Source organism: Shewanella saliphila (assembly GCF_014648295.1).
In the GTDB taxonomy this organism is placed as follows: Bacteria; Pseudomonadota; Gammaproteobacteria; order Enterobacterales; family Shewanellaceae; genus Shewanella; species Shewanella saliphila.
The window spans coordinates 1-25137 of sequence record NZ_BMQV01000006.1; the positions used below are offsets into that span (position 1 = coordinate 1).

Consider the following 25137-nt stretch of genomic DNA (forward strand, 5'->3'; position numbering starts at 1 on the left):
CGTGTAAAACTTGCCCTTTGGGAGTTTCACCGAGCTTCCACTACGTTGTTACGTTAACTTATAAGGTACCTACATTACCGCATTAACGCGCCTAGTATTGAAAACACGGTGAAGCTCTGAAACACGGATCTTCAAGTTGATTGGGTATAGAAGCGTATTTTTGTAGGAATCCACTTGTTGTCATGCAAATGCCAATGAGTGGCGCTAAATTATCAACCCCAATTTGTGTTTTTAGCGTCCGTCTTGACCACAGCCTTTGCTGTGGTCTTTTTTTGCCTTAAATTTGTCTCCCTGAGAGCAGTCTATTACTATGTCGACATTTTTCGGTACAGAGAAGCGTTATGCATACATTACAACAACTCAATGATGGTTTATTACAAGGTGCTCAACGGGTCAAAATCGCCCAGGGGCTGCGTGAGTTCCCAACCAAACTATTTGAGTTAGCTGATACGCTAGAAGTGCTCGATTTAACTGATAATCAGTTGTCGTCTCTACCTGACAACTTTGCCGATTTACATCAATTAAAAATCCTGTTTTTGTCGAATAATCTGTTTGAACATTTACCTGATGTACTGGGTCAATGCCCCAATTTAGATATGATTGGTTTTAAAGCCAACCAAATTCGAACGGTATCAGACGCATCAATCCCAAAACAAACCCGCTGGTTAATTTTAACCGACAATCTGATAGAACAAATGCCAGACAGTTTGGGTCAATGTGCTCGCCTTGAAAAACTTTCGCTGGCGGGCAATCGTTTAACTTCATTGCCGGCCAGTATGGCAAATTGTCATCGATTGGCTTTACTCAGGCTGTCTGCCAATCAACTTGATGCGTTACCCCAATGGTTATTTGAACTACCCAAATTGGCCTGGTTGGCTTTTTCAGGTAATCGTTTTAGTCATGTTGAGCACTGTGATAACAAGCGAGTCCCTACTGTTCCTTTACAGCAATTTCAGTTAGGTCAATTGCTCGGGCAGGGCGCTTCTGGATTAATTTATCAAGCATCACATATGGCTTTGCAGCACGGAACAGCTGAATTTAGTTATGATGATGAGGTCGCGGTAAAACTATTCAAAGGTTTGATCACCAGCGACGGATACCCAGCAGACGAGCTTGATTGCTGCTTAACCGCAGGGGAACATCCTAATTTGATCAATGTATTGGCGCAAATTAACCAAGCCGATCAATTAGGCTTAGTGATGCAACTGATCCCGCCAAGTTACGCCAATTTAGGCTTACCGCCATCATTGCAAACCTGTAGCCGCGATACTTTTGAGCCGAACACGCGCTTTAGTGAGTCTCGTATTATTAACATAGCGACCCAAATGGCCGATATTTTGGCGCATTTACATCGAAATGGAATTAGCCATGGTGATATTTATGCCCACAACACCATGATAAACCCGCAAGGCAATGTGTTATTTGGTGACTTTGGCGCCGCCTCCAACTTAAACCAGTTCAGCCCCGAGCGTCGTGTGTTAATGCAAGCTATTGAGGTGAGGGCGTTTGGGTACATGATTGAAGACATGCTCAATCTGATTGAGCACCCTAATAGCCCCAAGGCGCAAGCGTTACATCAATTAGTGCAAGATTGCTTGCAGCCTAAGTTAAGCGCCAGACCGAGTTTTAATGAGCTTAAACAACAGTTAGCTAGCATGGCTTAAGCTGCCACTATGATTGTGCTTAGCAATGTACTGCTAAGCGGCATGCTGAGCGCCATTACTGACTACCCTTAATATCCACTGTGATATATGGCCTTTAACTTAACACTGCATTATAATCAAATTATCATGTTGCAATTAAAGGTCATCACCAGTGGAAAATAAAACTGCCCGTTTTACTGTACTAATGGACCCGCTAAAAAAGCAGGCATTTGAGCAATTGTGTGCGGCACAAGATCTCACTCCATCACAAGTTACCCGTCAGCTTATTCGTGAATACCTTGAAAAACACGATGTCAGTTTTGGTGACAATCAAAGCCGACCGAACCCGCAAGTTAAAAGCTAATTTAGCGTTTTTACGGTGGAGTGTGAACTGAGCCTAACGGCTTAGGCTAGTCAATTTGTGATAATAACATTATAATGCGATTACAATTAAGGTGAGGTGGTTTTAGTGGCTGTCTCATGCCAATCGATAACGCTTTTTGAACAATGCCTTAGTGCCTTTATCTTGTTCGATATAAGCTAAAAATACAGAGAGTGAATTTATGAGTGATGTCATCCCGCCATGCCCAAAGTGTGAATCTCCTTACGCTTATTCAGACGGTACATTATTAATTTGCCCAGAATGCGCAAATGAGTGGAACCCAAATGAAGAAGTGGTTGATCCAGACGCCATCATTTTAAAAGATGCCGTGGGTAACCTATTGGCAGAAGGCGACAAAGTGACTTTAATTAAAGATCTTAAAGTTAAAGGTTCATCACTTGTGCTGAAAGTCGGCACCAAAGCCGTGATCAACCGTTTTGTTGACGGCGACCACGACATCGATTGTAAAGTTGATGGCAACGGCCAAATGATGTTGAAATCAAAGTTTGTTAAAAAACAAAGCTAATTGATTGAGTCAGTCGCTTTAGGTTACCTACGAGTGAGCTAAAGCCTGATGTTTAAAAATCCCCGCTGATAGCAATATCAACGGGGATTTTTTATGGACGCCAGTTCAAGTCCCGCCGTCACATATGACTCCACTTCTGGGAAAGCCGTTAATAATCTATAAACTTGTTAACCCTTTATCGTCGTCCCGGCAATGCTTTTAAGCCGGGATCCAGGTGTTTGTTTTTATCGTTTTGTACTTATGGCCTACGGCCACGAACGTCGTGGCGCTTCGCCTAGGTGCTAGGTGTCTAGTGACGATACTCAAATGAAATCACTTCTATGACACGCGGTAAACCCATCCTTGGGCGCTCTACGAAAACATCCATGTTTTCGAAGGTCATAGCCGCGATTACATCCATCGTATAGTTATCTTCGATTCAGCCGTGTTTATAACTAAGCTATCTACACTCAATTTTGGACAGACATTAGCTTAAGAGACAAGTTTTGAACTGTTTTTATAAAGTTTATCCCGACCCAACTACATTAGTTATTGCTTAGTTATCTCGATTGAATTTAGTGTTAACAATAGAGCTAATTTAAATCCCAAGGTGTTTTCATGCCATTTTTCGGTTTTTTTTACCTAAATATTGATTAAAACACTATATTGATGTGTTTAATCTGCTAACATTCAGCACATTAAGTATGTGCTAGTAACATAGGAGATTAGGCAAATGTTAATCGAATTTAATGTTTCCAATTATCGTTCTATTAAAGATAGTCAAAATTTTTCTTTATCGAAAACTTCACTCAATGAGCTAGAGAGTAAGAATACTTTTGAGTCCTCTGGATATGAGCTTTTGAGAACAGCGGTAATCTACGGCCCTAATGCATCAGGTAAATCTAATGTAATGGGAGCTCTAAGTTTTATGAAAGCTTTAGTTTTATCGTCAGCTAAAGTTGATGTTGAAGAAAAGCTTGAGGTATCTCCGTTTAGGTTGAATGCAAAATGCCGTAATTCACCTTCTGAATTCGAGGCTACATTTATTCACCAAGGAGTTCGCTATCAATATGGTTTTTGTGTGACTCAAAGTCGAGTTACAGAAGAATGGTTATTAGCATTTCCTAAGGGCCGAGCTCAAAAGTGGTTTGAAAGAACTTATGATGAAAATACCGATAGTTATGAATGGTATATGGGAAGCGCCCTTCAGGGAACAAAACAAGTATGGCAGTCTTCTACAAAAAGTAACTCACTGTTTCTTTCAACTGCGGTGAACTTGAATAGTAAGCAGCTTAAGCCTGTTTATGATTGGTTTAGAGTCGTTTTGAAAATCTCTAGAACCGGTGAAGGCTGGGGGCCTTTTGTAAGTTCTAAGCTTTGTGAGAATGATCAGAAATCTAAAGTTATGAACTTTTTAAAAGCAGCTGATATGGATATTGAAGATATTGATATTATTGAACATGCTTTTGATCCAGCAAATTTACCTAGTGATATGCCATCTGTCTTTAAGGAATCTTTGATTGAAGAGTTTAAAGATCAGACTTTACTGGAATTTAAAACTTTAAAGAAAGATGATGAAGGCGTATTGGTTGATTTTGATTTGGAGTCCGAGGAATCAGATGGAACAAAGAAGCTTTTTTCTTTGGCTGGTCCTTGGATAAAAGCTTTATCTGAAGGTCATGTTCTATTAATTGATGAACTTCATCTTAACCTGCATTCAAAGCTGATGGAGTTTTTGATTGGAATGTTTCATGATCCAGAAATTAATGTTGCAAATGGACAACTAGTTTTTACTAGTCATGATACAAACATCTTAAATAAAGAAATCTTTCGTAGAGATCAAGTTTGGTTTTGTAAGAAAGATGAGTTGTTAGCTACCCAGCTTTATCCTTTGACAGATTTCAATCCACATAAAACAAGGGATAACTTTGAGGCTTCATACTTAGCAGGTAAATACGGTGCTTTACCTTTTATTCAGAGGTTTGAGGAATAACTATTATGGGTTCAGATGATTTGCATCATAAACGTAAGCGAAGAGGAGCTGCTAATTTAAGCCGTAAATTAGGTAACCGTAAACCTTATGCAAAAATACTAATTGTTTGTGAAGGAAGTAAAACTGAGCCGTTATATTTTAAAGAGCTTATTCGGCACCACAAACTGGCTTCAGCAAATGTTGTTGTTGATCAAAATGTTGAAACTTGTCCATTGAAGCTTTTTAGACATGCAAAAAAAATAGCGAAAGAACATATTAAAATAGGTATGCCTTTTGACCAAGTCTATTGTGTTTTTGATAAAGACAGTCATGTTCATTATGAAGAAGCAAAGCGCTCTATAGCTAGTATGGCAAATAAAACAACTGTTTACAAAGCGATTACATCAGTACCAAGTTTCGAATATTGGTTATTATTACACTTTAAAAATACAACGAAGCCATTTGATAGAGCTGGCAAAAAAAGCCCTGCGGATGTAGTTTTATCAGAGTTGAAAAGTGAATATATTGGTTACTCTAAAGCAAAAAAAAATGTTTATAGCGAACTTATAGACAAATTAGATGAAGCTATTAAAAATGCAGAATTATCCAGAAAGTCAGCTTTAGAACTAGGCACAGATAACCCATCAACAGAAGTAGATGGGTTAGTTATAGCTCTCAGAGAGTTAAATAACTAATCCGGAACATGAGGGGGTCAATCGGCTAAAACCACTTATCCTCTCGAAGGTATTTACGCTTTTACGCTTTTGGGGTCAGGGTAAACTTTTATAAACAGTTCAATCTTGCCCCTTAAACTGATCTCTATCAGAAATGATTTTTTATTTTATTTCAAATGCTTAAGGTTAACTCTGAACTTGAGGACGTTGAAGAAAATGACGTGAGCTAGCCATGGTCTTTCACGCACATCCATGTGTTTCAAGGCATTCAGGCATCCTGCCTATCAGAGCCAGCTAGCTTTGAAGGGGAAGGGTCGTTCCTTGGCATTCATGCCACCACGACATTTGTGAATCCATTCACATCAGACTCCGTTCTGAAGCGTTAGCATTTTCATTCTTTACCATAAAGAGGTGGCCGAGGCTGGCTACAAACGCCGCCAAAAGCTGGATAATTTTCCGTCGCAATTTTTTCGCTGCCGTTGTTTGGTTATAAGCGAAAATGTTGCCGGAACGGCAGGGGTGATCCAAGAGGGGATTGCTGTTGATCCCCTTTTGGCCCGTGCAGGGTGGAACCTTGCGATCCTATTTCAAACGAAGTTTGAACATTTTGTGGCTGTCGCCATTAGACAAACAAAAAGGGCTTAGCATTGCTGCTAAGCCCTTCTATAAATTGGTGGAGGCGGCGGGACTTGAACCCGCGTCCAGAAAGCCTACATCCTCGGCACTACATGTTTAGTCTCTCTTTTATTTAACCAAGCAGTCTCCGAAAGACAGGATGCTACTTGGTGAGTCCGGTACTGTTTCGCGGTTCACCCCCGGACGGAGTTCCCTCGCTAGCACACTGTAATATGACCATCAGAATCCACTGTCCACGTGCGAAACGTGTGGTTGATGGCTAGCTAGCCTAAGCTGCTAGAGAGTAGTTAGAGTCGTTTGCAACTATAACAGTGCGGCTTTTTACGAGGCCAACCGCCCCTCGACATGCTCCTTGGGTTTCGTGAATCCTGTCGAATCCAGAATCGCCCCCAATTGGTTATATCATAACGTGTTGTTTCGCTAATACCTAGTGACTATTAACAAAATATCATCGTTTGGCTATTATCCGTTCAGTCTGCTCTTTTTCATGACGCGAGACTGTTCAACTTTCCATTCACGTTCTTTGGTATCTTCACGTTTATCGTGATCTTTTTTACCTTTACCTAGGCCAATTTCAACTTTTACCCAGGCACCTTTACGCCAATACATCGACAGTGGCACTAAGGTGTAGCCTTGGCGTTCAATTAAGCCGGCTAATTTGTCGATTTCGCTACGCTTTAACAATAGCTTTTTGGTACGGATTGGATCGCACACCACGTGAGTGGATGCTGTATTTAGTGGTTGAATAGTACAACCGTGCATAAAGGCTTCACCGCCTTTGATAAATACATAACAATCAGCCAGATTGACTTTGCCCATACGGATAGATTTTACTTCCCATCCCATTAGCTCTAAACCCGCTTCGATTTTGTCTTCTATACGGAATTCAAAGGTCGCGCGTTTGTTGCGTGCGATGGTCGCTGAGGTATTTTTTGCTGATTTAGAATTCTTTTTTACCATTATATTTACCGTTGTGATTACTGCCGTGGCCTATAAAAAAGGCGACTTGCAATCAGCGCTGAGCCCATTTAATAAACGCTATTATATTAAGGTTATAAATTAACACCATTGATATAAAAGATATGGGGGAGATTTATGATATTTCAACGATTATACCTAGTTTCTTGCCTATTGTGTTATTAAGGGTGAGATTTAGCGTTATGGCGGATGCCTTTTTTGTTTAACGTGATAAAATCTGCACATTGTTTCAATGATAGTGATGTCAGATGCCCAAAATTTCCAAAAGTATGCTGGTTAGATTTAGTGCCAAAGAAATGTATGATTTAGTCAACGATGTTGAGTCGTATCATGCATTTTTACCCGGCTGTGTTGGCGGTAAAGTATTAGAGTTTGACGGCAAAACCATGGTGGCGTCGGTTGATGTGAGTAAAGCGGGGATCAGTAAAACCTTTACGACTCGTAACCAGGTGGTTGAAGCTAAATCAATTACCCTGGAGTTAGAAAACGGGCCTTTTAAGCATTTACACGGTTTGTGGAAATTTACTGAGCTGACAGAAGAGGCTTGTAAGGTAGAGTTTGATTTGCATTTTGAATTTTCAAATGCATTAGTCGACTTGGCATTTGGTAAAATTTTTAAAGATTTAATGTCATCGATGGTGGTGGCATTTACCGACAGAGCGAAGGTGATTTATCGTGACAAGTGAAACAGAGCAATTTGCCGTTGATATCATTTATGCATTACCCAAACAGCAAAAAATTATCACTGTGATGGTTGCGCCTGGTACCACGTTTATTGATGCGGTGATCCAAAGCAATATCGTGAAGTTTTTTCCTGACATCGATCTAGATAACATCAAACTGGGTGTGTTTAGCCGTGTGGTTAAGCATGATGACGTGATACAGCCTGGGCAGCGGGTAGAATTATATCGTCCTTTAATTGCCGACCCGAAAGATGTTCGCCGTAAACGGGCTGAAAAAGCAAAAGATGAAGGCCGGATTAATAAAATAACCGGTGCGAAGGTCAGTTAATTGTTTAACGCTATACAAAATACAAAAAAGCAGAATCAATTGATTCTGCTTTTTTATTGGTTCTGAACCATTAACGATTATCTGGGTCGTTAGATTTTTCAGGTTGATTCGTTAGCGTTGGGCGTGTTTCTTCAACCAATGGTTTTGAATCTGGACGTGTTTCTGGCAGTAATGGCGTTAAATCAGGTTCATTAACTGTTGGCAAAGAGCTTAACTCAAGCGGGGTATTAAACTCACTGCTTAAATCGTAATCGCCGGTGACGCTAGAGATCTTGTCACCTGTAAAATGAATGATCAGCTCTTTATGGATAATGCTGGCATCACGGCCACTTTTAAAGTGGTATACATAGTACCAAGTGTCATCAGAAAAACTATCACGTAAAACCGGACGACCTAAAATGTATTCTGTTTGCTCTTTGGTCATGTCGACGCGAAGTTTTTCAACTTGCTGGGTTTCCATGTAGTTACCTTGCGGTATATCAGGCTTATAAATTAACCAATCGAAAACACTACATCCGCTCATTGAGAGTGAAAGCGCTACTGCGCTTACAAGGGTAAGACTTTGTTTTTTGTTTATCATTGTCTGCGCTACTTCCTAAATTCTGTCGGTCATCATACCCAAGCTGTCCCTATGCTGACAAGGGCCGATTAGAAGATGTTGTGGCTTTGAGTGAATATCGCGACGTAAGTTCCTTATTTTTTGGTAATAATACCAACCCTGATTAATCTTTATTCTTTTAGCGCAACATTTTGCGATGATATTTACAGCCAGTTTTTAAGGGCATCGTTGTTTTCGTTCACAAAACTCAGTGTTATAAGGTTTGATTGGTCATTTAATCTATGCCGTAAAAGTGCTTACCTAACAAAATTTATTGAGATAAATTCTTCAAAAGCGTGTTTTGCACCACTTAATGTTAATAAAGTTGGTAAATAATCATTAAATTGTTTAATTTAAAAGCATATTTGATTGAAATACTCATATAATAAATGCGTGATTTAGTCTTTGTTTTATTTCCCGTTTAGTTGATTTTGTTATCAACAAAATAGAATGACATAATGAGGTGTAACTTGCAGCTAACTGCCGCAAATCAGCAAGGTCAGCTAGTGTGTGTCGGTACCGGAGTGCAGCTTGCAGGACAAGTTGGCCAATTAACCGTGAGTTATATTGAACTTGCAGATGTGGTTTTTTCGTTGGTGCCTGATGGCTTCACCGACAGATGGTTATCGACCTTGAACGCTGATGTGCGCTCGTTACAAGGGTATTACGCACAACCTGGGGAAATAAAAAACCGCCGCGACACTTATCAGCAAATGGTTGATGCCATGCTAGTTGAAGTGCGAGCAAATAAAAGGGTGGTTTGTGCTTTGTATGGTCATCCGGGGGTATTTTCTTGCGTATCACATTTAGCGATTACACAAGCTAAGCAGCAAGGTTTTAAGGCTAAAATGCTTGCGGGTGTTTCAGCAGAGGCGTGTTTATGGGCCGATTTAGGTATCGACCCTGGTAGTTGTGGTCACCAAAGCTATGAAGCCACACAGTTTATGCTGTATCAACATGTACCTAATCCTTGTGCTCATTTAGTGTTGTGGCAAATTGCGCTCGCCGGGGAACATACATTGACAAAATTTTCCACAACCAAACAGCGATTACATATTTTGGTTGAACATTTATTACAGTGGTATCCTATTGATCATCAAGTGATAATATATGAAGCTGCAAACTTAGCAGTGCAATCGCCAAGAATAGAGCATATTGCCTTGGCTGATTTACCTGATGCTCGGTTAACGACCATCAGCACATTATTGATCCCGCCTCAGCAAGCATTAGCATTAAACCCTGCCATGCTAGCAAAGTTAGGCATTAGTGAAATGGATCTTGGTTAAAGAATACTTTTAAAACACTAAGGGCACGATATGTCGAATTTAAGTCAATTTTTTACTCAGTTAGGGACAGACGCAGAATTATTAGAAGCGTATCAAAAAGATCCCATCGGGGTGATGCAGGCAAATGGCATTACAGAAGAAGAAATTAAAGCGGTAATGTCGGGTGATAAAGCGCGTATCCGTCAATTAGCGGGTGACGAAGATATGAAAATGTTCCAGATTGTTACAACACCTAAGCCGTAATTCCTTGTTGATGCAGGTTTTCCTCAAGGCCATTATCTCTGTGCTGCTACTATTATGCAGCACAGGAATTGTGCTCGCCAATCAAATGGATGATGAGCTCGATATTGCTGAAAACTTTATGCATACCAACACTCAAAGTGCCATTGCCAAATTAAATTCAGTATTAGCGCGCCAAGACCAGTTATCGATGTTGCAAAAAAGCCGTTTGTATATGTTGATTAGTGTTAAACATATCTATTTAGCTGAGTATGCCGCTGCAGACGAGGCTTTAGACATCGCGTTAACCTTTAACCCGCCTGAAGATATTATCACTCGTATCTATTTATATCGGGTGACAACCAGTATTGGCTTAAAAGACTATAAACGCGCGTTTACTTTGTTAGAGACCAACTTAGCTCGTATTGATAACTATCAAGATAACAGCATTAAAATTGCTACCTATAATCGCCTATTAAATGTGTACCTAGAGTTAGAGGCCTATGATGAAATGTTGCGAATATCGCAATTGGCTCTAAACCTAAATCAAGGTGAAAATCCTAAAAATCAGTGTTATTCGATGTTGTATTATGCGGTAGCCAATTTACGCACAAAACAATTCGATTTGGCTTCCAATTTATTTACCGACACCGAGCAATATTGCAGTGGACATGGCTTCCCATTAATCGCCGTTATGTCGACCAAAGGTCAGGCTATTGTGGCCTATGAAACCAGCCTCTACGACAAAGCAGAATCGTTATTATTAAGCGCGTTAGCGGACTATCAAAAGTTCAAATTTGAAGTTGAAATTAATGAAATCCATTCTTATTTAGGCATGACTTACTTTTATCTAGACCGCTTTGAAGATGCCGAGCACTATGCCAATAAAGTGAATGACAAGCCGATAGCACCTAACAACCTGTTGGTAAAAAAACGTGCCAATGAAACCTTATCCTTAGTTGCAGGAAAGCGCGGCCAGTTTGATAAGGCTTATCAGTATCAGGTGGTTGCTAATGCTTTGAGCTTACAAATATTAAATGAGCAAAAAGTGAAAGAGAATGCCTACCAAATGGCACGTTTTGACAGTGTAGAGAAAAACCGAGAAAACAACAGTCTGATGCAAGACCATGAGTTATTGATGCAGCAAAAAGACTTGTTTATGAAAGATAAAAGCTCGTCAATCATGTTTTCGACATTACTTGTTGGTGTGTCAGTTGGATTATTATTACTGTTGATTTCAGCCTGGGTGCAACGCAATCAATTTATGAAGCAAGCACAACGTGACGGGTTAACCGGTATTTATAACCGCCGCACAGGCCAAGAGTTAGCTGAAAACGAATTTATCCAAACCCAAACAATAGATGAGCCGTTTTCGGTATTGTTGATGGATTTAGACTTATTTAAAAACATCAATGACCAATTTGGCCATGCCACTGGTGACTGGGCATTAAAGAAGTTTACCAGTGTGATAGAAGTGCTACTCAGACCTAATGATATTTTCACCCGCATGGGCGGCGAAGAGTTTGCGATCTTTATGCCCAAACAAGATATTAATGTCGCAACAGACTTTGCCGAACGCCTACGAGCAGAGGTAGAGGCTATCAATACCCGCTTCTCTGGCCATGACTTTACCATTACGGTGAGCTGCGGCATTAGTTGTGCCGACAAACACGACTTAAGCCTTGACCCGCTTATTCATCGCGCAGACTTAGCTTTATATCGTGCTAAACATAACGGACGTAATTGTGTTGTGTGTTACAACGAGTCAATGAAATAACCATAAAGTTAATTATTTGTGGCAACACGACTAATAACGGTATTGACGTTATTACGAGATACCCCGTTTAGTCGAGATTAAATCAATCTATTCCTCTCATCATGATGCTTAACATCTTGGTTTCTGCACCATTTTGAATCTTAAAATCCCTTACACGCACCATTGATGACATTTTTTTCATTTATTTTAAAAAAAATGAATTTTTTTCAAAAAAACCAAACGACTGTGGCTTGTTGATCGGGTGACGTAACTCACAGTTTTTAGGTAAATCCTTTTATTTTTTATTACGTTAACGTAAAGGTTAATTTAAAACGACTGTTTGAATTTGGTTTTAGTAGAGATCGTATTAAGCTTATGTATTTTAATGAATTTTTTGCTTTACGTGCAGGTAAGCTCGAAACGTGGATAAAATGTTTGATTAGATTATCCAGATTAAATAGCTGTATGCATTTATTTACACTGTGTAATTTTGTTTCTTTGATTTTTACCATTTGGGATTTGTGGTCAATTGGTCTGATAAATTTTAGCAAGTGATTGTTGTAAATGTTGGTGTTATATTTTAGTTGTTTTAAATCAGTTGCTTGCCATGGTTTGTCTCCATAAATAAGACCTGTTTTCATGTTGTTTAGCATGGTTTTACATACGTTGTGGTCAACTAAAGACTGTTGCAATTACAAACGTTTTTGGTTATTTTTTAGTACGAAACAAACATATGAAAGCTTGTTTGAACGTTAAAGCGTGATTATTTATTTACACAGAACAATATGGACATTGGTTATACGCTCAGCACCATAGAGCTATATAAGGTAATCAATGGGGAATAACCCAAACCGTATAACGTCAGCATCATTAAATACCTTTAACAGTAACAAACAAACGCATGCAGCACTCAGGGGGGGGCACAATATGACAGCCGAACAATTGGTAGCTCAGTACGGTAAGACCACATCAACAACAGAAGATACGGTAAAAACCGACATCACTTTTGTTGGGCCAACCATTGAAGGGCAGCAACAAGTGTTTAACTCTGGTGCTGTGGCGTTTTTAAATTCACTTTGTGCCAAGTTTGCTGCAGAAGTTCCAGTGTTATTGGCAAAGCGTAAACAAAAACAACTGCGCATTGATAATGGTGAGTTACCAGACTTTCTACCTGAAACGCGTGCTATTCGTTATGGTGATTGGACTATCCGCGGCATACCAGACGATTTGACTGACCGCCGAGTTGAAATCACCGGTCCAGTTGACCGCAAGATGATCATCAATGCACTAAATGCCAATGTAAAAGTGTTTATGGCTGACTTTGAAGACTCATTAGCGCCGAGTTGGCAAAAAGTGGTAGAAGGCCAAATTAACCTTCGCGATGCGGTCAATGGCGATATTTCTTTTACGGCACCAGAAACGGGTAAACAGTATTTGCTTAATCCCGATCCTGCGGTACTCATTGCCCGGGTGCGTGGTTTGCACTTAAATGAAAAGCATGTGTTATATAAAGGCACCCCAGTACCGGGTGGTCTGGTTGATTTTGCCATGTATTTTTACCACAACTACCGTCAATTATTAGCCAAAAACTCTGGACCATATTTTTATATCCCTAAGCTAGAGAGTCATCTTGAAGCGCGTTGGTGGGCAAAGGTATTTGCTTTTGTTGAAGAACGTTTTTGCTTAAAACCTGGCACCATCAAATGTACCTGCTTAATTGAAACGCTACCGGCAGTGTTTGAGATGGAAGAAATTCTTTATGAGCTTCGTTCAAACATTGTCGCACTTAACTGCGGCCGTTGGGATTACATCTTTAGTTATATTAAAACATTAAAAAATTATCCAGACCGTGTACTGCCAGATCGTCAAGCTGTCACGATGGACACTAAGTTTTTAAGTGCTTATTCACGTCTACTGATTAAAACTTGTCACAAACGCGGCGCACTCGCTATGGGTGGCATGGCGGCCTTTATTCCTGCAAAGGATGAAGAAACCAACGCCAAAGTTTTACAAAAAGTACGTGGTGATAAAGAGCTTGAAGCGCGTAATGGTCATGACGGTACTTGGGTAGCTCACCCTGGACTAGCCGATACCGCTATGACTATTTTTAATGACTACATTGGCGGCGACAGAACCAATCAATTGCACATTACTCGTGATGTTGATGCCCCTATTTTAGCCAGTGAATTACTTGAAACCTGCGAAGGTGAACGAACCGAAGAAGGCATGCGTTTAAATATTCGTATTGCATTGCAGTACATCGAAGCGTGGATCCAAGGCAATGGTTGTGTACCGATTTACGGTTTGATGGAAGATGCAGCAACGGCTGAAATTTCACGTACGTCAATTTGGCAATGGATTAAACATCAAAAGAGTTTATCTAATGGCAAGTTAGTCACTAAAGATTTATTTAAAGACATGCTGAAACAAGAAACAGCCAACGTGAAAAAAGAGTTGGGCAGCGATCGTTTTAATGCTGGCAAGTTTACACAAGCCGCAGCGTTGTTTGAGCAAATTACTACCTCAGATGAACTGGTCGACTTTTTAACGTTACCGGGTTACGAATTATTAACTGCGTAATGGCAAATTGATTACTTATTTCTTGTAAACAGATTCATAGCGCAAGGCTGAATTGATTCACTTTGCCAACTTATTTACTCAGGGCGGTAAGTCTTTGGTTACAGCGTTAACAGGCTCAACTGAAGAATAGTTTTAACCGTTAGTGTTACCGTTTTACAGTTTAGTCACTTTGTGGCTGTTGTAACCCCGTGCGACTCACCTACAGGTCGCACGGGATTTTTATCCAATATGTTGGATCATAAGCAAACGCTTAGTTGTTGATTTTAACTGTTTGGGTACTTCCTACCCGTAAGTTTTCCAACCACGTAATTTGTGATTGCGGCTCTTTTGAGCCGTTTTTTTTTGCCGAGTGAAAAAGTTTAAAAAATCATCTGTCACTTAAATTTATTAGACCTGTGTACAACAAACAACAATCAAGTTACGACTCTTTATTGAAATTGAGTATACTCAAATTCAGGTTTGTTACATTTAGGTTAATTGTTTTTGAAGTCGATGACCCAACAAAAAGGTGCCGATTACTGGACTAAGCGTATCAGTGACCAAGAAATGCCGGCATTATGCTCCACCGTACGAGACTTAGAAAAGCTGGCTAAAGATGATGTGTCTTCGTTAGCTTTACTGGGGCGCAGCGTGATGCATGATAATGCGTTAACCTCGCGTATTTTACGTGTAGCCAACAGTGCCATATACAATAAAGGCATTAACCAGGTTTCTACGGTTAGCCGCGCAGCGGTTGTGCTGGGTTTTGACACTATCCGTAATATTTGTATCACCGCAAAGCTATTAACCAGCCTGTTAGAAAATAAGCACTTATCTGAAGGTGTATACACCCGTTTATTAAAGCTGATGGCACAGTCTTTTCAAGCCGCAATGTTGGCGCGCATGATGATGAGCGATCGCGGAGAGTCACTGCGTGAAGAAGTGTTTATAGCATCATTATTGTACCGCATTGGTGAAAGCGCGTTTTGGAGCATGGGCGGTGAAATCCCAGCTCAACTGCATCGAAAACTTGTCACTATAGACGATAAAGGGGAACAAAATGCCCTTATTAGAGCGGAGCTTGGCGCGTCATTTTTACAACTCACTCAGGGTATTGCCAGGAGCTGGGGCTTAGGCGAGGTACTGCAAAAGTCGTTAGCACAACCTGATGAGCGCATGCCTGAGATACATTGTATTTTTTTAGCGGATAAGCTGTCAGAAATATTGTCGTTACCTAACGCGGATCCAGTTGAATTACAAAAGCGCTTAGGCCAAGCGGCTGAAATGCTCGACATCGATATTGATGAAATGACTCAACGGGTGATTCAATGTAATCAGGTCACTCATAAGCTTGCCATTGAGTATGGTGCTAAAGCCATTGTGGCGTATTTGCCTGAACCATCGACAGTAGCTAGCAATATTGAAACGCCAGTTATCGAAACGGTGAGCCGTCAAGTTGACCAGGGGTATCAGCTCGCCAAGTTACGTCAGTTAACACAATATGCTGTGGTTAAAACCGATTTTAATCAAATTATGCAAACTGCATTAGAAGGCATTTTAACCGGAGTGGGGGTTGATCGTTGCGGTGTGTTGTTATTGTCGCCGAGCCGTAAACTACTGCAACCTAGGGTGATGATGGGAGATGATGTTGACCAGCTAAAACAGACTTTTGTTATTGACCTTAATGATAAAAAGTCTGTGTTTAGCCAATGTATTGAGCAAAAGCGCAGTATTTGGGTTAATGATCCTTCATCGAAAGACTGTACTGTTCAAATGGATGATGTACTGGTTGAGAAACTGTCAAAATATGGCTTTTTAATTGCTCCGCTGGCTATCGGTAATAAAGTGTTAGGTTTGTTTTATGCTGATAGGCACAGCACTCATCGGCATTTTGAGCAGCTAGATAACGACAGTTTTACCCATTTTTGTCAGTTAGCCAATGTGTGCTTTGCTGTTTCGATGAGTTAACCCTAAAGCGTGGAAGCATAAAAAAAGAGATGGCCCACGGGCCATCTCTTTTTTGTCATTGCAACACTACTGCATTATTAAGCTGGTAATGCGTTTAGCTTTGTCATTAGGGATAGGAAAACTTAAATGATATTGCGCTATTTTCCAGCCTTGCTCTGTGTGAACTAATGCACCTGTGCCACGACTTGCACCATAGGCTGGGCTAAACAAGTGCTCATCAAATAAAATGGTGTCGTCTATTTGCAATAAATGGCGCGATTGAAGCTCGTAACGCCAGCCTTTTGTCGGTTGTGCATATTGCTTAAACTCAACCATGTTCCAACGTTCAGTATTGTCGGTGCCGATAAACACCGCTTGCGGATGATATAAACTGAAATAGGTTGTCCAGTCAGCGCTTGCGGCGCTTTCATGCAGTTTGTTAAGCAGCGCACTCACCGCCTGGTTGTCCTGTGCAGATAAGCCCTGGCTGTCGACCATGTCAGTAGTGGTGTTGAGATCTTTAATGACGGCAGGGCTTTCTGAGCTCACTTGTTGGCTAATAGATTGGTTTTTGTTGTCTGTTTGCGCTTGTTCTGCACTTAACTCGTCAGCTTGATTTGCATGTACATCGAAGGCTGCGGCTGTGGTAACTAACATGGCAATAACGCCAAGTCGGTGAATAATAGATTGCATAATATCCCTTACGTTAATAATTGCATTTCGCGTTGACCAATAGGGGTTACCGTTAATGCCAATGGATTGGGTCTAGATGATAAAACTGACTTAACTCTTGGTATAGTTGTTGGTGTTGTTGATAAAACTCCACAGGGCGTTCAAAAAAGGTTTCGCTGATTACGGCAAAAAACTCTGCCGGATTGGTCGCACCATAATAGTTAAATAATGACGGTATATGGTGCGCTGCGCAATGCTGAAGTTGTTTAAATTCTTCGCCTAGCGTTTGTGACCAAGAACGATAAGCCGTAATGTCATTCAGTGGTGGTGCACCATTCGCGCTGCCATCTTCTTGGTCGAGCTGGTGGGCAAACTCATGGATCACAACATTGTTGCCATCAAACGGGTCTGCTGCGCCTTGTAGCGTGCTATTCCACGACAAGACGACTTTGCCATGCCCCCAAGACTCGCCCAATAACACATTGCGCTGCTTTGATTGTACGCCTGCCATGTCAGTGCGGTTGTTCTCAACAATAAAGGCGGCCGGATACACTAAAATCTGGGTTAATTTAGGGTAGTAATCGGTTTGGCGGTTAAGTAAAAGTAAGCAGGCTTGCGCGGCAATAGTGACTTTGACTTCATCATTAATGATAAAACCATTACAACCAACAAATTGTTTTTCTTCAATAAAAATCTGTATGTGTTTTTTTAATTGCAGCTGTAGATCAGTTGGCATGGCTTTAAAGTACGGAAATCGAGCTTTCAGTATGGCGCGCCATGCATGTGGGAAGGGCTTTGAGGTAATGCGTTTGCGTTGACGCTGTTTACGCCAGCGGCTACTGCCAATCCATGCGATTGCTAATATTGACACGGTTATCACAATTACAATCGCTAGCATTGATTTTCCAAATGAATTCTCTCATAAACTATTTATGGGGGAGGCTTAGGTGAAATTCAAGCTAGAAACATAAAGATAAAAAATACTGGCATACAAATAACGATGGTCAATTTGCTGCCAGCAAAGGGTGGGGAGAGATGGTGAACTCGGTTTATGCTGAGTGTTGTTAAGTTTTGCTTAGTCGTGAAAATTTGCGTCTATACGTTTTTGTTGTTCGGGCGTTAATGAAAAATAATGAGCAATGAGCTGCCTAATCAGTTTTGATTTAGCCACTTGTCCTTTTTGGCTCAATAGGGTTAATTGCTCTATTGCTGCCTCGCTTAAGGTGTATGTACATCGCTTGTATGGCTTTTTTATGGCCTGAGTTGTTTGCGTGGTCGTTTGCGGTTGTTGATATTTACGTTGTAAAAAATCAACCACGTTGGAAGACTCTGTCAGGGCTTTGGGGGATAAGCCTGAGTGAGTCTCAACGCCTGCGGCATATAAATCGGCTGCGGCAATAAAGTCATCAACCGACACTGCAATCGGGCGCTCGTTTTTACATAACGAAGCGTTTTTCTTGAGATCGGCTAGTCCCATAATTTCCTCTCAATGTCGTTACGTTAGATGCATTATTGCGTTGGTCTATAAGCTGTTTTGCATCGGTAATTTCGAGTAACTCACACGCAATACTGCGCATTTCTTCAGTGGCTTTTCCTTTGGGTTCTAACTCAAATACTGATAAACCAGACTCTTCGCTGTCGTCATAGATGTTACGGCTATAGTTTACGGCTTCAAGTACATTAATGTCGTAAGTACGGCACACATCTTTTGCTTCGGTAATGCGACTTGCTTGGTTGGGTAAGCTTGGGCATTGGGTAATCACAAACGATGGCTTCATTTTAGGGTTTATCATTAAACAGGTTGCGACAATATCGTCCATATGGCTGACGGTTTTTAAGTCACGACGTTTAGGTCTTAATGGCATGAGTACGTGGGATGCCACTGACATTGACGCCCGTAATGCGAGGTTATCCTGGCCGCCGCAATCGACAATGACATAGTCATAATGCTGCTCTAAGCTCAGCAGGTCGTTACGGATTTTGCCGTATAATTGCACACAGTTGATGGCCGGCAAGTCTGGATTATTATTACGCGCTTGGATCCAGTCTGATGTGGTCCGTTGTGGATCGCAGTCCACCATAATCACGCTGGCTTGTGCCTCACGGGTGAGAAACACCGCAATGTTTTGTGCAAGACAGCTTTTACCGCTACCGCCTTTTTCTCCGCCGACTAATATGATCATCGAAACCGTCCTCTTTATCAGGCCGAATACACTGCCAAAAGTAATACATAACTTAACTGTAAGAGTTCTGTTACGTTTCGTCAATTAGCTGATTTTTGACGTTTTTTTATAAATGACATGACGAAATTTTATTGACGAATTTTATTAGAATGGCAAAAAGTTGACACTGATGCTTGTTAAGCGTCAATGTTACTGAAAAGTTAAATTTGATAATCACTTACAGGCCTTTTTTGACCTGTTGCCGTGTTGAGTTGTGTGGTGTCATTGGTTGCAGCAAGGTGATAAATCCACTTTATATATCTAATTGTGTAATTTATTTTGTTTTGTATAACTAATTAATATAATTGATGTGGCGGTAAAGTGGGGCAAAAGCTTACATGGCCCGTGTTAAGATCGTTAAATAAAAAGTAAAAGGGTCACGTGATGAACGAGCAACAACTAGTAGAAGCGATTAATCAAACAATGCCATTTGGTAAATATGCGGGGCGCAAGTTGTTGCAATTGCCTGAGCCATATTTAGTGTGGTTTCACTCTAAAGGCTTTCCTGAAGGTAAATTGGGCGAGCAATTGGCCCTAATGTACGAAGTTAAACTCAATGGTTTAGAAGAGATGCTGCAGCCATTATTAAAACGCTAATGGCCTGTAACAAGAGCATTCATTAATGCTTTTTGCATATAAAATCCATTAAAAGTTTGCCCGAGTTTGTGTTGATAACTGACCTGTTTTAACACAAAACCATGTTGCTCAAACAAACCTTTAGACAAATATGAGGCGTCGACACTCAGTACCGGGTAACGCTGCTGTTGTGCCCAGGCTTGTAATTGCAGATAAAGCGCTCGTGCGATGCCTTGATGTTGCCAAGCCGGCGCAACATACAAACAGTCAATGTAACCTTGCTGCTTAAAGTGAGTTTCGACACTAATAAATCCAATCACTTGTTGCGCTGAGTCTAATGCTAACCAAGCGCGGTTTCGTTGGTATTTTAATTGCCAAAATTTGTTTGAGCGCGGTGACGATGACCAGGCATCGAGTTTGGCTTGCGGGTATCTTGGATGGCGAATATGTTGTATCGCCCTATGGTATAACTCGCTCACTTGTTGTGCGTACAGTGGGCTAAAATCAATAATATGGTAAGGCGATGAGTGTGAATGTTGCATAAAAAAGACCAATCCTAAAGATTGGTCAATTATGGTGTTTTTTAAGCGTAAAACGAACTATTTTTTGTTGATATTGCCAACAAACATAATTTTATCGAACGTTCTATTTAGGCTTGAGCTAGCAAAATCGGTCATCCACATTTGCTCAGACACTTCTACAGTATCGCCTTTGTTGACTTGGGTTTGCGGTCCCGCAGCCCAATAGGTTTTGTCTGCTTCTTTAATTTGAACGTAGGTGTAACCACCGCCATTCATTGTGTCGAGCACTTCGCCTTGATGTAATGCGCCTTGTGCCCAAACAGAAGAGATCCCTAACGCTAGGGTAGCGGCGGCAGCAAATGCGATTAATTTAGCTTTCATATTGGTTTCCTGTCATACGATTTAGAAGAAGATACTTCAGCATTTAATCATTTAAGCGACTCGTGGTCTGTGATCAAACCCAAATTATCGTGACAGTATTACAGTTAACGCTAAATGAGCCGCTTGTTATTCATGTTTTGATTTATCTTCTCGGTGGCTAATGTAATGCACATTGGTAAATAACTGATCTTCAATCAAATGCCCGTGCAAGCTGACAAAGTCGATAAAGGCCTCTGGTAAGGTTTGGCTGGTCATCGCTTGTTGCCAATGGGCGTGCAATAAGGCGTCGTATCCTTCTTTCCCCGCGGCGGTATAGGAGCTCGACACACCAATGTACAGTTTGTCTGGCTCAAGCGCTTGCCATTGGTCTTGCTTGTAAATTTCAATTTGCGTAATACGTTGGCCTTTAATTTGTTTGCCATCGTAAAAATAACGCAGTCCATAAGGGTAGGGGAAACTGCCAGCCCCTGTACCCACAATGCCATTATTTGTGGCACGGTTAATCGACGACTCTAACGCCTCAATCACGTATTTGCCCATAATTTGATACAAGGTTAATGGCAACTCAAACGGTAAAATACGCCCAACCACATCGGCCAGTGACAATTGCCCTTTATTAAGCGATTGCCTAACACCGCCAGCATTGTGCAATGCAAAATCAATATCGGGTTCAATATTTTTGGCTGCTTTATACATACTGCGGCTCACCCAAGGGGCAATTTCACTGCCGTGGGGTAAATGTTTACTCGGTAAACGGGTATGGACAAAGTCACGCGGAATATGGGCTAATATTTGGTTTTCTAATGCATCTAATGCCGGGCGATATTGGCTGTGGATCACCTGATGAATGCCATCATCGTGTTGATCATCTTTAATGCTTGGGTGGGCAAGTAATTGCGCGATTAACGACTGCGTGACTGCGGGTGACGCTGTTTGTCCTTGCGCGTCGCTGACATGAATTTGGCTATCAATCATAAAATAATTGTTGCCGATAAGCTCAGTGACACAACCCTGATTGTCGAAAATTATTTCGGCCAAGCCTAAGGTTTCGGCATATTTACCTGCATGCAAAATAGGTGTTGAGTTAATGGTTTCTGCATAAGGAATATTGCTTAAGCCGATGTTACTCATTTGCCCTTGCAGCGTATGAGAGTGGCCGCCCACAATCAGGCTAATGCCATCCACTTGCTGGGCGAGTTCTCGGTCTTGGTCTAATCCTAAATGGCTTAACACTATGATGTGTTTAATACCTTGATGATGCAGGCGTGCAATGGTGGCACGTGTGGTATCAATGGCATTGACAAAGTCGGTGTCAGGGTCGGGTCTAGCAATCAAGCGCATTTGATCTAAGGTGATACCAATAATCGCCATTTTTGTATCATGAAAAGGCTTAATTAAGACCTTGGCTGTTTCGCTGCTGTCATCAAAATCGTACAGCATTGGATGGCCGTACAATCTGCCGACTTTTAATCTATCTTCGTGGCTTAAGTCCATGTTACCTGCAAGCACAGGAAAGTCGATGCGGTTTAAAAAGGCTTGTACAGGGCTATTTCCTGCATCAATTTCATGATTGCCTAACACCATGGCGTCAGGTTTTAACAAGTTAAGTAAATGGGCGTTGGCTGCGCCTTGAAACTCACGAAAATATAACGTGCCTTGAAAACTGTCGCCACCGTGCAAAAACAAAAATGGGGTTTGCTGCTGGACTGCTTGCTGCCTTGCCTGGTCAATTTGAAACCCTAAGCGTGCATAGCCACCTGAGTTGGTTACCAGCTTATAAGATTGCTGCTCGGTGGTTAAACTAAATTGGACTGGACTTGGTTCAAAATTTGAATGTGTGTCGTTGATATGTGCAATGGATAAGCGATAAGAATTTTGCATTAGTTCCCTCTGTGTAATGGCATCATCTTAACGTATCTGGCGTAATGCTGTCATCCGCAGTCATTTGAAAACAATAAAATATTAGTATGTGCTGATTTTTGTGCATACAAAGAGCGGCAAATTTATCGTGTTATCCGCCAATAACGGCCTAACAATACGGCCATTTATCGGCTGAAGATCAGTCTATACGGCACCTTGTTAATCTGTACCTAATCGATCCATAAAAGCATTAGCCGCCATTTCTATGTTAAATGCACTGCATTGTGCTCTGTTATTATCGATTAGCTAGCTTCTGTGTCACCATAAATGACTAACCCTTTGTGTTTAATTCGGCGCTGCCATAGTTTACGCGCCAATGCCTGCATGTCTGGGGCGATGTCTTTTGAGTCAACAATTTCTAAGCCAATCAAGGTTTCGATTATGTCTTCAATGGTGACGATACCTTCACTTTCACCATATTCGTCAACCACTAATACCATTTTACTATTACGTTTTATCATGGTTTGAAATAATGGCAGCACGCTCACTGACGATTGCACCACCAATAAGCTTTTGACATAGTCGCCAATGGCTTGGTTGGGCTTTTGGCTTGCACGTAAAATAATGTCATTACGATTAACATAGCCAATCAGGTTATCGCGTTCATCTTGGTAGACCGGAATACGTGTAAACGGACTACTTAGATGCTGACGCATAAATTGCTCGTTAGTTACGCTTGTTGGCAATTTAAACATCACTGTTCTTGGGGTCATGATGTCGCTGACCGCCATGTCTTTCATCGCCAACATTTGGGTTAAAATTTGCGATTCTTGTTCGCTAAACTCACCACTGTCTTTGGCCATTTGGTTCATGGCACTGAGTTCTTGGCGAATATAATGATGGTTATCATTTTTACCTAATAACCTGGTTATTTTCTGTGATAACCAAATCAACGGCAGGGCAAGCTTTTCCATCCAAAATAAACAAAGTGACACCACGGGTGCGAGTTTACGCCAATGATTGGCACCAATAATCTTAGGGATAATTTCAGAAAAAAATAAAATTAAAAATGTCAGAACCGCAGAAAACACCCCAAGTAGCTCACTGCCAAAAATAATTGCCGCCTGGGCGCCTGCTACCGATGCACCCATAGTGTGAGAAATGGTGTTTAAGGTGAGAATAGACACGAGCGGCGAGTCGATATTTTGCTTTTGTTGATGCAACCTTGCAGCAGCGTGAGGGTGGTGTTCTTTAAGGTTAGCAATATAACTTGGGGTAACCGACAGTAATACGGCTTCAAAAATACTGCATAAAAACGAGATAAATATAGCGAAAAACACGATAAACAGAAGGGTTATCATAGGTTGAAAGTTAAGACTTCCTCATGGCAGGCCACATAGCCAAGTGTAATATTACACTCATCTAGGTTAATTCAAGCTGAATTTCAATCAGAATGGTTGAAAATCAACGAGGTTAAGGTGACTCAAATGAGGATAACTGGCTGAGTTTGTAGTTAACGCAAGCTTAATGTAGATATACTGGCTAAAAGGTAATGCTACCTGTATAATTTGCCGCCCTGTTACAGGTTTTGGCGTTTTGAGGTTAGGCAAATGAGTGTAAAAAAAATCAATTTATTAGATCTTGATCGTAAAGGACTGCGTGCGTTGTTCAGCGAAATGGGCGAAAAGCCGTTTCGTGCCGATCAATTAATGAAGTGGATTTATCACTTTGGTGTTAGTGACTTCGAAGAAATGAACAACATTAACAAAGCGTTGCGAGCAAAGCTTGCGGCAAGATGTGAAATTGTTGCGCCAGAAATTTCAAACTTCCAAAAATCAAATGATGGCACCATTAAATTTGCTATTAACGTTGGCCAAGGCCAAGAAGTTGAAACCGTTTATATTCCTGAAGACGACCGCGCGACCTTATGTGTGTCATCGCAAGTTGGCTGCGCATTAGAATGTACCTTCTGCTCAACAGCTCAACAGGGCTTTAACCGTAACTTAAGCGTGTCTGAGATTGTCGGCCAGGTTTGGCGTGTATCGCAATTTTTAGGTTTTCATAAAGACACCGGCGACCGTCCAATTTCTAACGTTGTAATGATGGGTATGGGTGAGCCTTTACTGAATTTAGCCAATGTGATCCCTGCAATGGACATTATGCTAGACGATTTTGGTTTTAGCTTGTCAAAACGCCGCGTCACCTTGTCGACTTCTGGTGTTGTCCCTGCGCTTGATAAGCTCGGTGATGCGATTGATGTAGCATTAGCCGTGAGTATCCACGCGCCTAATGATGAGCTACGTGATGTGCTTGTACCTGTTAACAAAAAATATCCGCTCCAAGAGTTTTTAGCGGGTATTCGTCGTTACTTAGAGAAATCTAACGCTAACCGTGGCCGTGTCACCGTTGAGTATGTGATGTTAGACCACATCAACGACAGCACAGACCAAGCGCATGAATTAGCTAAGTTAATGAAAGATACGCCTTGTAAAATTAATTTAATTCCATTTAATCCATACCCAGGCTCACCTTACGGTCGCTCGTCGAATTCACGTATTGACCGCTTCTCTAAAGTCTTGATGGAATATGGCTTAACCGTCATTGTACGTAAAACCCGTGGTGACGACATTGATGCTGCTTGTGGTCAATTAGCGGGTGATATTCGTGATAGAACAAAGCGTTTAGCAAAAAAACAAATGCAACAAAACCAGATTTCAGTCACAATGGATTAACTTGTTG

General features: G+C 41.1%; 24 protein-coding genes and 1 other RNA gene. 14 read left to right on the top strand and 11 right to left on the bottom strand.

Annotation, left to right across the window (positions count from 1 at the left end):
• The first annotated feature begins 341 nt into the window (after positions 1-341).
• The 5 genes from IEY48_RS04570 (at position 342) to IEY48_RS04590 (ending at position 5197) form a co-directional block, all read left to right on the top strand.
• Positions 342-1664, top strand: coding sequence for a leucine-rich repeat-containing protein kinase family protein (locus tag IEY48_RS04570; protein WP_188917730.1), 1323 nt, complete (start codon positions 342-344; stop codon positions 1662-1664).
• 151 nt (positions 1665-1815) lie between these two features.
• Positions 1816-2007, top strand: coding sequence for a ribbon-helix-helix protein (locus tag IEY48_RS04575; RefSeq protein WP_011636565.1), 192 nt, complete (start codon positions 1816-1818; stop codon positions 2005-2007).
• 199 nt (positions 2008-2206) lie between these two features.
• A complete protein-coding gene (locus IEY48_RS04580; RefSeq protein ID WP_188917732.1) occupies positions 2207-2551 on the top strand; it encodes a zinc ribbon domain-containing protein YjdM in 345 nt (114 codons plus the stop codon).
• 712 nt (positions 2552-3263) lie between these two features.
• A complete protein-coding gene (locus IEY48_RS04585) occupies positions 3264-4523 on the top strand; it encodes an AAA family ATPase (protein ID WP_188917735.1) in 1260 nt (419 codons plus the stop codon).
• Between the two features lie 5 nt (positions 4524-4528).
• On the top strand, positions 4529-5197 hold the full coding sequence (locus IEY48_RS04590; RefSeq protein ID WP_188917737.1) for an RloB family protein: 669 nt from the start codon (positions 4529-4531) through the stop codon (positions 5195-5197).
• A 650-nt stretch (positions 5198-5847) separates the two neighbouring features.
• Here IEY48_RS04590 and ssrA read toward each other — a convergent pair.
• Both ssrA and smpB read right to left on the bottom strand, forming a co-directional pair.
• Positions 5848-6203, bottom strand: a transfer-messenger RNA (tmRNA) gene (gene ssrA, locus IEY48_RS04595).
• Between the two features lie 71 nt (positions 6204-6274).
• Positions 6275-6772 carry an SsrA-binding protein SmpB gene (gene smpB / locus IEY48_RS04600; protein WP_188917739.1) on the bottom strand — a complete coding sequence of 166 codons (498 nt, stop codon included), beginning with the start codon at positions 6770-6772 and terminating at the stop codon, positions 6275-6277.
• 266 nt (positions 6773-7038) lie between these two features.
• Between smpB and IEY48_RS04605 the strand changes: the two genes are divergently transcribed.
• Together IEY48_RS04605 and IEY48_RS04610 are read left to right on the top strand one after the other, a co-directional pair.
• Positions 7039-7476 carry an SRPBCC family protein gene (locus IEY48_RS04605; protein WP_188917741.1) on the top strand — a complete coding sequence of 146 codons (438 nt, stop codon included), beginning with the start codon at positions 7039-7041 and terminating at the stop codon, positions 7474-7476.
• The gene (locus IEY48_RS04610) at positions 7466-7801 is read left to right on the top strand and encodes an RnfH family protein (RefSeq protein ID WP_188917743.1); all 336 of its coding nucleotides are present in this window, start codon (positions 7466-7468) and stop codon (positions 7799-7801) included. The genes IEY48_RS04605 and IEY48_RS04610 overlap by 11 nt, the downstream gene beginning before the upstream one ends.
• A 70-nt stretch (positions 7802-7871) precedes the next feature.
• On the opposite strand, the gene IEY48_RS04615 is transcribed toward IEY48_RS04610, so the two are convergent.
• Positions 7872-8381 carry an outer membrane protein assembly factor BamE gene (locus IEY48_RS04615; protein ID WP_188917745.1) on the bottom strand — a complete coding sequence of 170 codons (510 nt, stop codon included), beginning with the start codon at positions 8379-8381 and terminating at the stop codon, positions 7872-7874.
• Positions 8382-8857: 476 nt separating this feature from the next.
• Between IEY48_RS04615 and IEY48_RS04620 the strand changes: the two genes are divergently transcribed.
• The 5 genes from IEY48_RS04620 (at position 8858) to IEY48_RS04640 (ending at position 16187) form a co-directional block, all read left to right on the top strand.
• Positions 8858-9685: an SAM-dependent methyltransferase gene (locus IEY48_RS04620; RefSeq protein WP_188917747.1), complete on the top strand. Its 828-nt coding sequence runs from the start codon at positions 8858-8860 to the stop codon at positions 9683-9685.
• Between the two features lie 30 nt (positions 9686-9715).
• Positions 9716-9928, top strand: a complete 213-nt coding sequence (locus IEY48_RS04625) for a hypothetical protein (RefSeq protein WP_188917749.1) — start codon at positions 9716-9718, stop codon at positions 9926-9928.
• Between the two features lie 40 nt (positions 9929-9968).
• Positions 9969-11681, top strand: a complete 1713-nt coding sequence (locus IEY48_RS04630; protein ID WP_188917751.1) for a GGDEF domain-containing protein — start codon at positions 9969-9971, stop codon at positions 11679-11681.
• Between the two features lie 906 nt (positions 11682-12587).
• Positions 12588-14240 carry a malate synthase A gene (gene aceB, locus IEY48_RS04635; RefSeq protein WP_188917752.1) on the top strand — a complete coding sequence of 551 codons (1653 nt, stop codon included), beginning with the start codon at positions 12588-12590 and terminating at the stop codon, positions 14238-14240.
• A gap of 492 nt (positions 14241-14732) precedes the next feature.
• Complete coding sequence (locus IEY48_RS04640; protein WP_188917983.1) at positions 14733-16187, top strand: HDOD domain-containing protein; 1455 nt, start codon at positions 14733-14735, stop codon at positions 16185-16187.
• Between the two features lie 66 nt (positions 16188-16253).
• Here IEY48_RS04640 and IEY48_RS04645 read toward each other — a convergent pair whose 3' ends face one another.
• The 4 genes from IEY48_RS04645 to IEY48_RS04660 all read right to left on the bottom strand — a co-directional run bounded on the left by IEY48_RS04645 (position 16254) and on the right by IEY48_RS04660 (position 19021).
• The gene (locus IEY48_RS04645; protein ID WP_188917755.1) at positions 16254-16859 is read right to left on the bottom strand and encodes a nuclear transport factor 2 family protein; all 606 of its coding nucleotides are present in this window, start codon (positions 16857-16859) and stop codon (positions 16254-16256) included.
• Between the two features lie 52 nt (positions 16860-16911).
• Entirely contained in the window at positions 16912-17736 is an 825-nt protein-coding gene (locus IEY48_RS04650; RefSeq protein ID WP_188917756.1) for a M90 family metallopeptidase, read from the bottom strand.
• A gap of 177 nt (positions 17737-17913) precedes the next feature.
• Positions 17914-18315, bottom strand: a complete 402-nt coding sequence (locus IEY48_RS04655) for a hypothetical protein (RefSeq protein ID WP_188917758.1) — start codon at positions 18313-18315, stop codon at positions 17914-17916.
• Entirely contained in the window at positions 18275-19021 is a 747-nt protein-coding gene (locus IEY48_RS04660) for an AAA family ATPase (RefSeq protein ID WP_188917761.1), read from the bottom strand. Before IEY48_RS04660 ends, IEY48_RS04655 begins: the two co-directional genes overlap by 41 nt.
• A gap of 423 nt (positions 19022-19444) precedes the next feature.
• On the opposite strand from IEY48_RS04660, the gene IEY48_RS04665 reads away from it, so the two are divergent.
• A complete protein-coding gene (locus IEY48_RS04665) occupies positions 19445-19657 on the top strand; it encodes a DUF3820 family protein (RefSeq protein ID WP_188917763.1) in 213 nt (70 codons plus the stop codon).
• On the opposite strand, the gene IEY48_RS04670 is transcribed toward IEY48_RS04665, so the two are convergent.
• From IEY48_RS04670 to IEY48_RS04685, 4 genes are all read right to left on the bottom strand, one after another.
• Positions 19654-20178: a GNAT family N-acetyltransferase gene (locus tag IEY48_RS04670; protein WP_188917765.1), complete on the bottom strand. Its 525-nt coding sequence runs from the start codon at positions 20176-20178 to the stop codon at positions 19654-19656. The genes IEY48_RS04665 and IEY48_RS04670 overlap by 4 nt on opposite strands.
• Positions 20179-20235: 57 nt before the next feature.
• The gene (locus IEY48_RS04675; protein ID WP_188917767.1) at positions 20236-20538 is read right to left on the bottom strand and encodes an NrfJ; all 303 of its coding nucleotides are present in this window, start codon (positions 20536-20538) and stop codon (positions 20236-20238) included.
• Between the two features lie 126 nt (positions 20539-20664).
• Positions 20665-22419 carry a bifunctional metallophosphatase/5'-nucleotidase gene (locus IEY48_RS04680; protein WP_188917769.1) on the bottom strand — a complete coding sequence of 585 codons (1755 nt, stop codon included), beginning with the start codon at positions 22417-22419 and terminating at the stop codon, positions 20665-20667.
• 281 nt (positions 22420-22700) lie between these two features.
• A complete protein-coding gene (locus IEY48_RS04685) occupies positions 22701-23759 on the bottom strand; it encodes a CNNM domain-containing protein (RefSeq protein ID WP_188917771.1) in 1059 nt (352 codons plus the stop codon).
• 249 nt (positions 23760-24008) lie between these two features.
• Between IEY48_RS04685 and rlmN the strand changes: the two genes are divergently transcribed.
• Positions 24009-25130 carry a dual-specificity RNA methyltransferase RlmN gene (gene rlmN, locus IEY48_RS04690; protein ID WP_188917773.1) on the top strand — a complete coding sequence of 374 codons (1122 nt, stop codon included), beginning with the start codon at positions 24009-24011 and terminating at the stop codon, positions 25128-25130.
• Positions 25131-25137: the final 7 nt, after the last annotated feature.

Excerpts from the sequence above, each read along its gene's own strand:
- IEY48_RS04570 (WP_188917730.1), top strand. The coding sequence starts at position 342 with ATGCATACATTACAACAACTCAATGATGGTTTATTACAAGGTGCTCAA.
- IEY48_RS04580 (WP_188917732.1), top strand. The coding sequence starts at position 2,207 with ATGAGTGATGTCATCCCGCCATGCCCAAAGTGTGAATCTCCTTACGCT.
- IEY48_RS04585 (WP_188917735.1), top strand. The coding sequence starts at position 3,264 with ATGTTAATCGAATTTAATGTTTCCAATTATCGTTCTATTAAAGATAGT.
- IEY48_RS04590 (WP_188917737.1), top strand. The coding sequence starts at position 4,529 with ATGGGTTCAGATGATTTGCATCATAAACGTAAGCGAAGAGGAGCTGCT.
- smpB (WP_188917739.1), bottom strand. The coding sequence starts at position 6,772 with ATGGTAAAAAAGAATTCTAAATCAGCAAAAAATACCTCAGCGACCATC.
- IEY48_RS04605 (WP_188917741.1), top strand. The coding sequence starts at position 7,039 with ATGCCCAAAATTTCCAAAAGTATGCTGGTTAGATTTAGTGCCAAAGAA.
- IEY48_RS04615 (WP_188917745.1), bottom strand. The coding sequence starts at position 8,381 with ATGATAAACAAAAAACAAAGTCTTACCCTTGTAAGCGCAGTAGCGCTT.
- IEY48_RS04620 (WP_188917747.1), top strand. The coding sequence starts at position 8,858 with ATGAGGTGTAACTTGCAGCTAACTGCCGCAAATCAGCAAGGTCAGCTA.
- IEY48_RS04625 (WP_188917749.1), top strand. The coding sequence starts at position 9,716 with ATGTCGAATTTAAGTCAATTTTTTACTCAGTTAGGGACAGACGCAGAA.
- aceB (WP_188917752.1), top strand. The coding sequence starts at position 12,588 with ATGACAGCCGAACAATTGGTAGCTCAGTACGGTAAGACCACATCAACA.
- IEY48_RS04640 (WP_188917983.1), top strand. The coding sequence starts at position 14,733 with ATGACCCAACAAAAAGGTGCCGATTACTGGACTAAGCGTATCAGTGAC.
- IEY48_RS04645 (WP_188917755.1), bottom strand. The coding sequence starts at position 16,859 with ATGCAATCTATTATTCACCGACTTGGCGTTATTGCCATGTTAGTTACC.
- IEY48_RS04650 (WP_188917756.1), bottom strand. The coding sequence starts at position 17,736 with ATGCTAGCGATTGTAATTGTGATAACCGTGTCAATATTAGCAATCGCA.
- IEY48_RS04655 (WP_188917758.1), bottom strand. The coding sequence starts at position 18,315 with ATGGGACTAGCCGATCTCAAGAAAAACGCTTCGTTATGTAAAAACGAG.
- IEY48_RS04660 (WP_188917761.1), bottom strand. The coding sequence starts at position 19,021 with ATGATCATATTAGTCGGCGGAGAAAAAGGCGGTAGCGGTAAAAGCTGT.
- IEY48_RS04665 (WP_188917763.1), top strand. The coding sequence starts at position 19,445 with ATGAACGAGCAACAACTAGTAGAAGCGATTAATCAAACAATGCCATTT.
- IEY48_RS04670 (WP_188917765.1), bottom strand. The coding sequence starts at position 20,178 with ATGCAACATTCACACTCATCGCCTTACCATATTATTGATTTTAGCCCA.
- IEY48_RS04675 (WP_188917767.1), bottom strand. The coding sequence starts at position 20,538 with ATGAAAGCTAAATTAATCGCATTTGCTGCCGCCGCTACCCTAGCGTTA.
- IEY48_RS04680 (WP_188917769.1), bottom strand. The coding sequence starts at position 22,419 with ATGCAAAATTCTTATCGCTTATCCATTGCACATATCAACGACACACAT.
- IEY48_RS04685 (WP_188917771.1), bottom strand. The coding sequence starts at position 23,759 with ATGATAACCCTTCTGTTTATCGTGTTTTTCGCTATATTTATCTCGTTT.
- rlmN (WP_188917773.1), top strand. The coding sequence starts at position 24,009 with ATGAGTGTAAAAAAAATCAATTTATTAGATCTTGATCGTAAAGGACTG.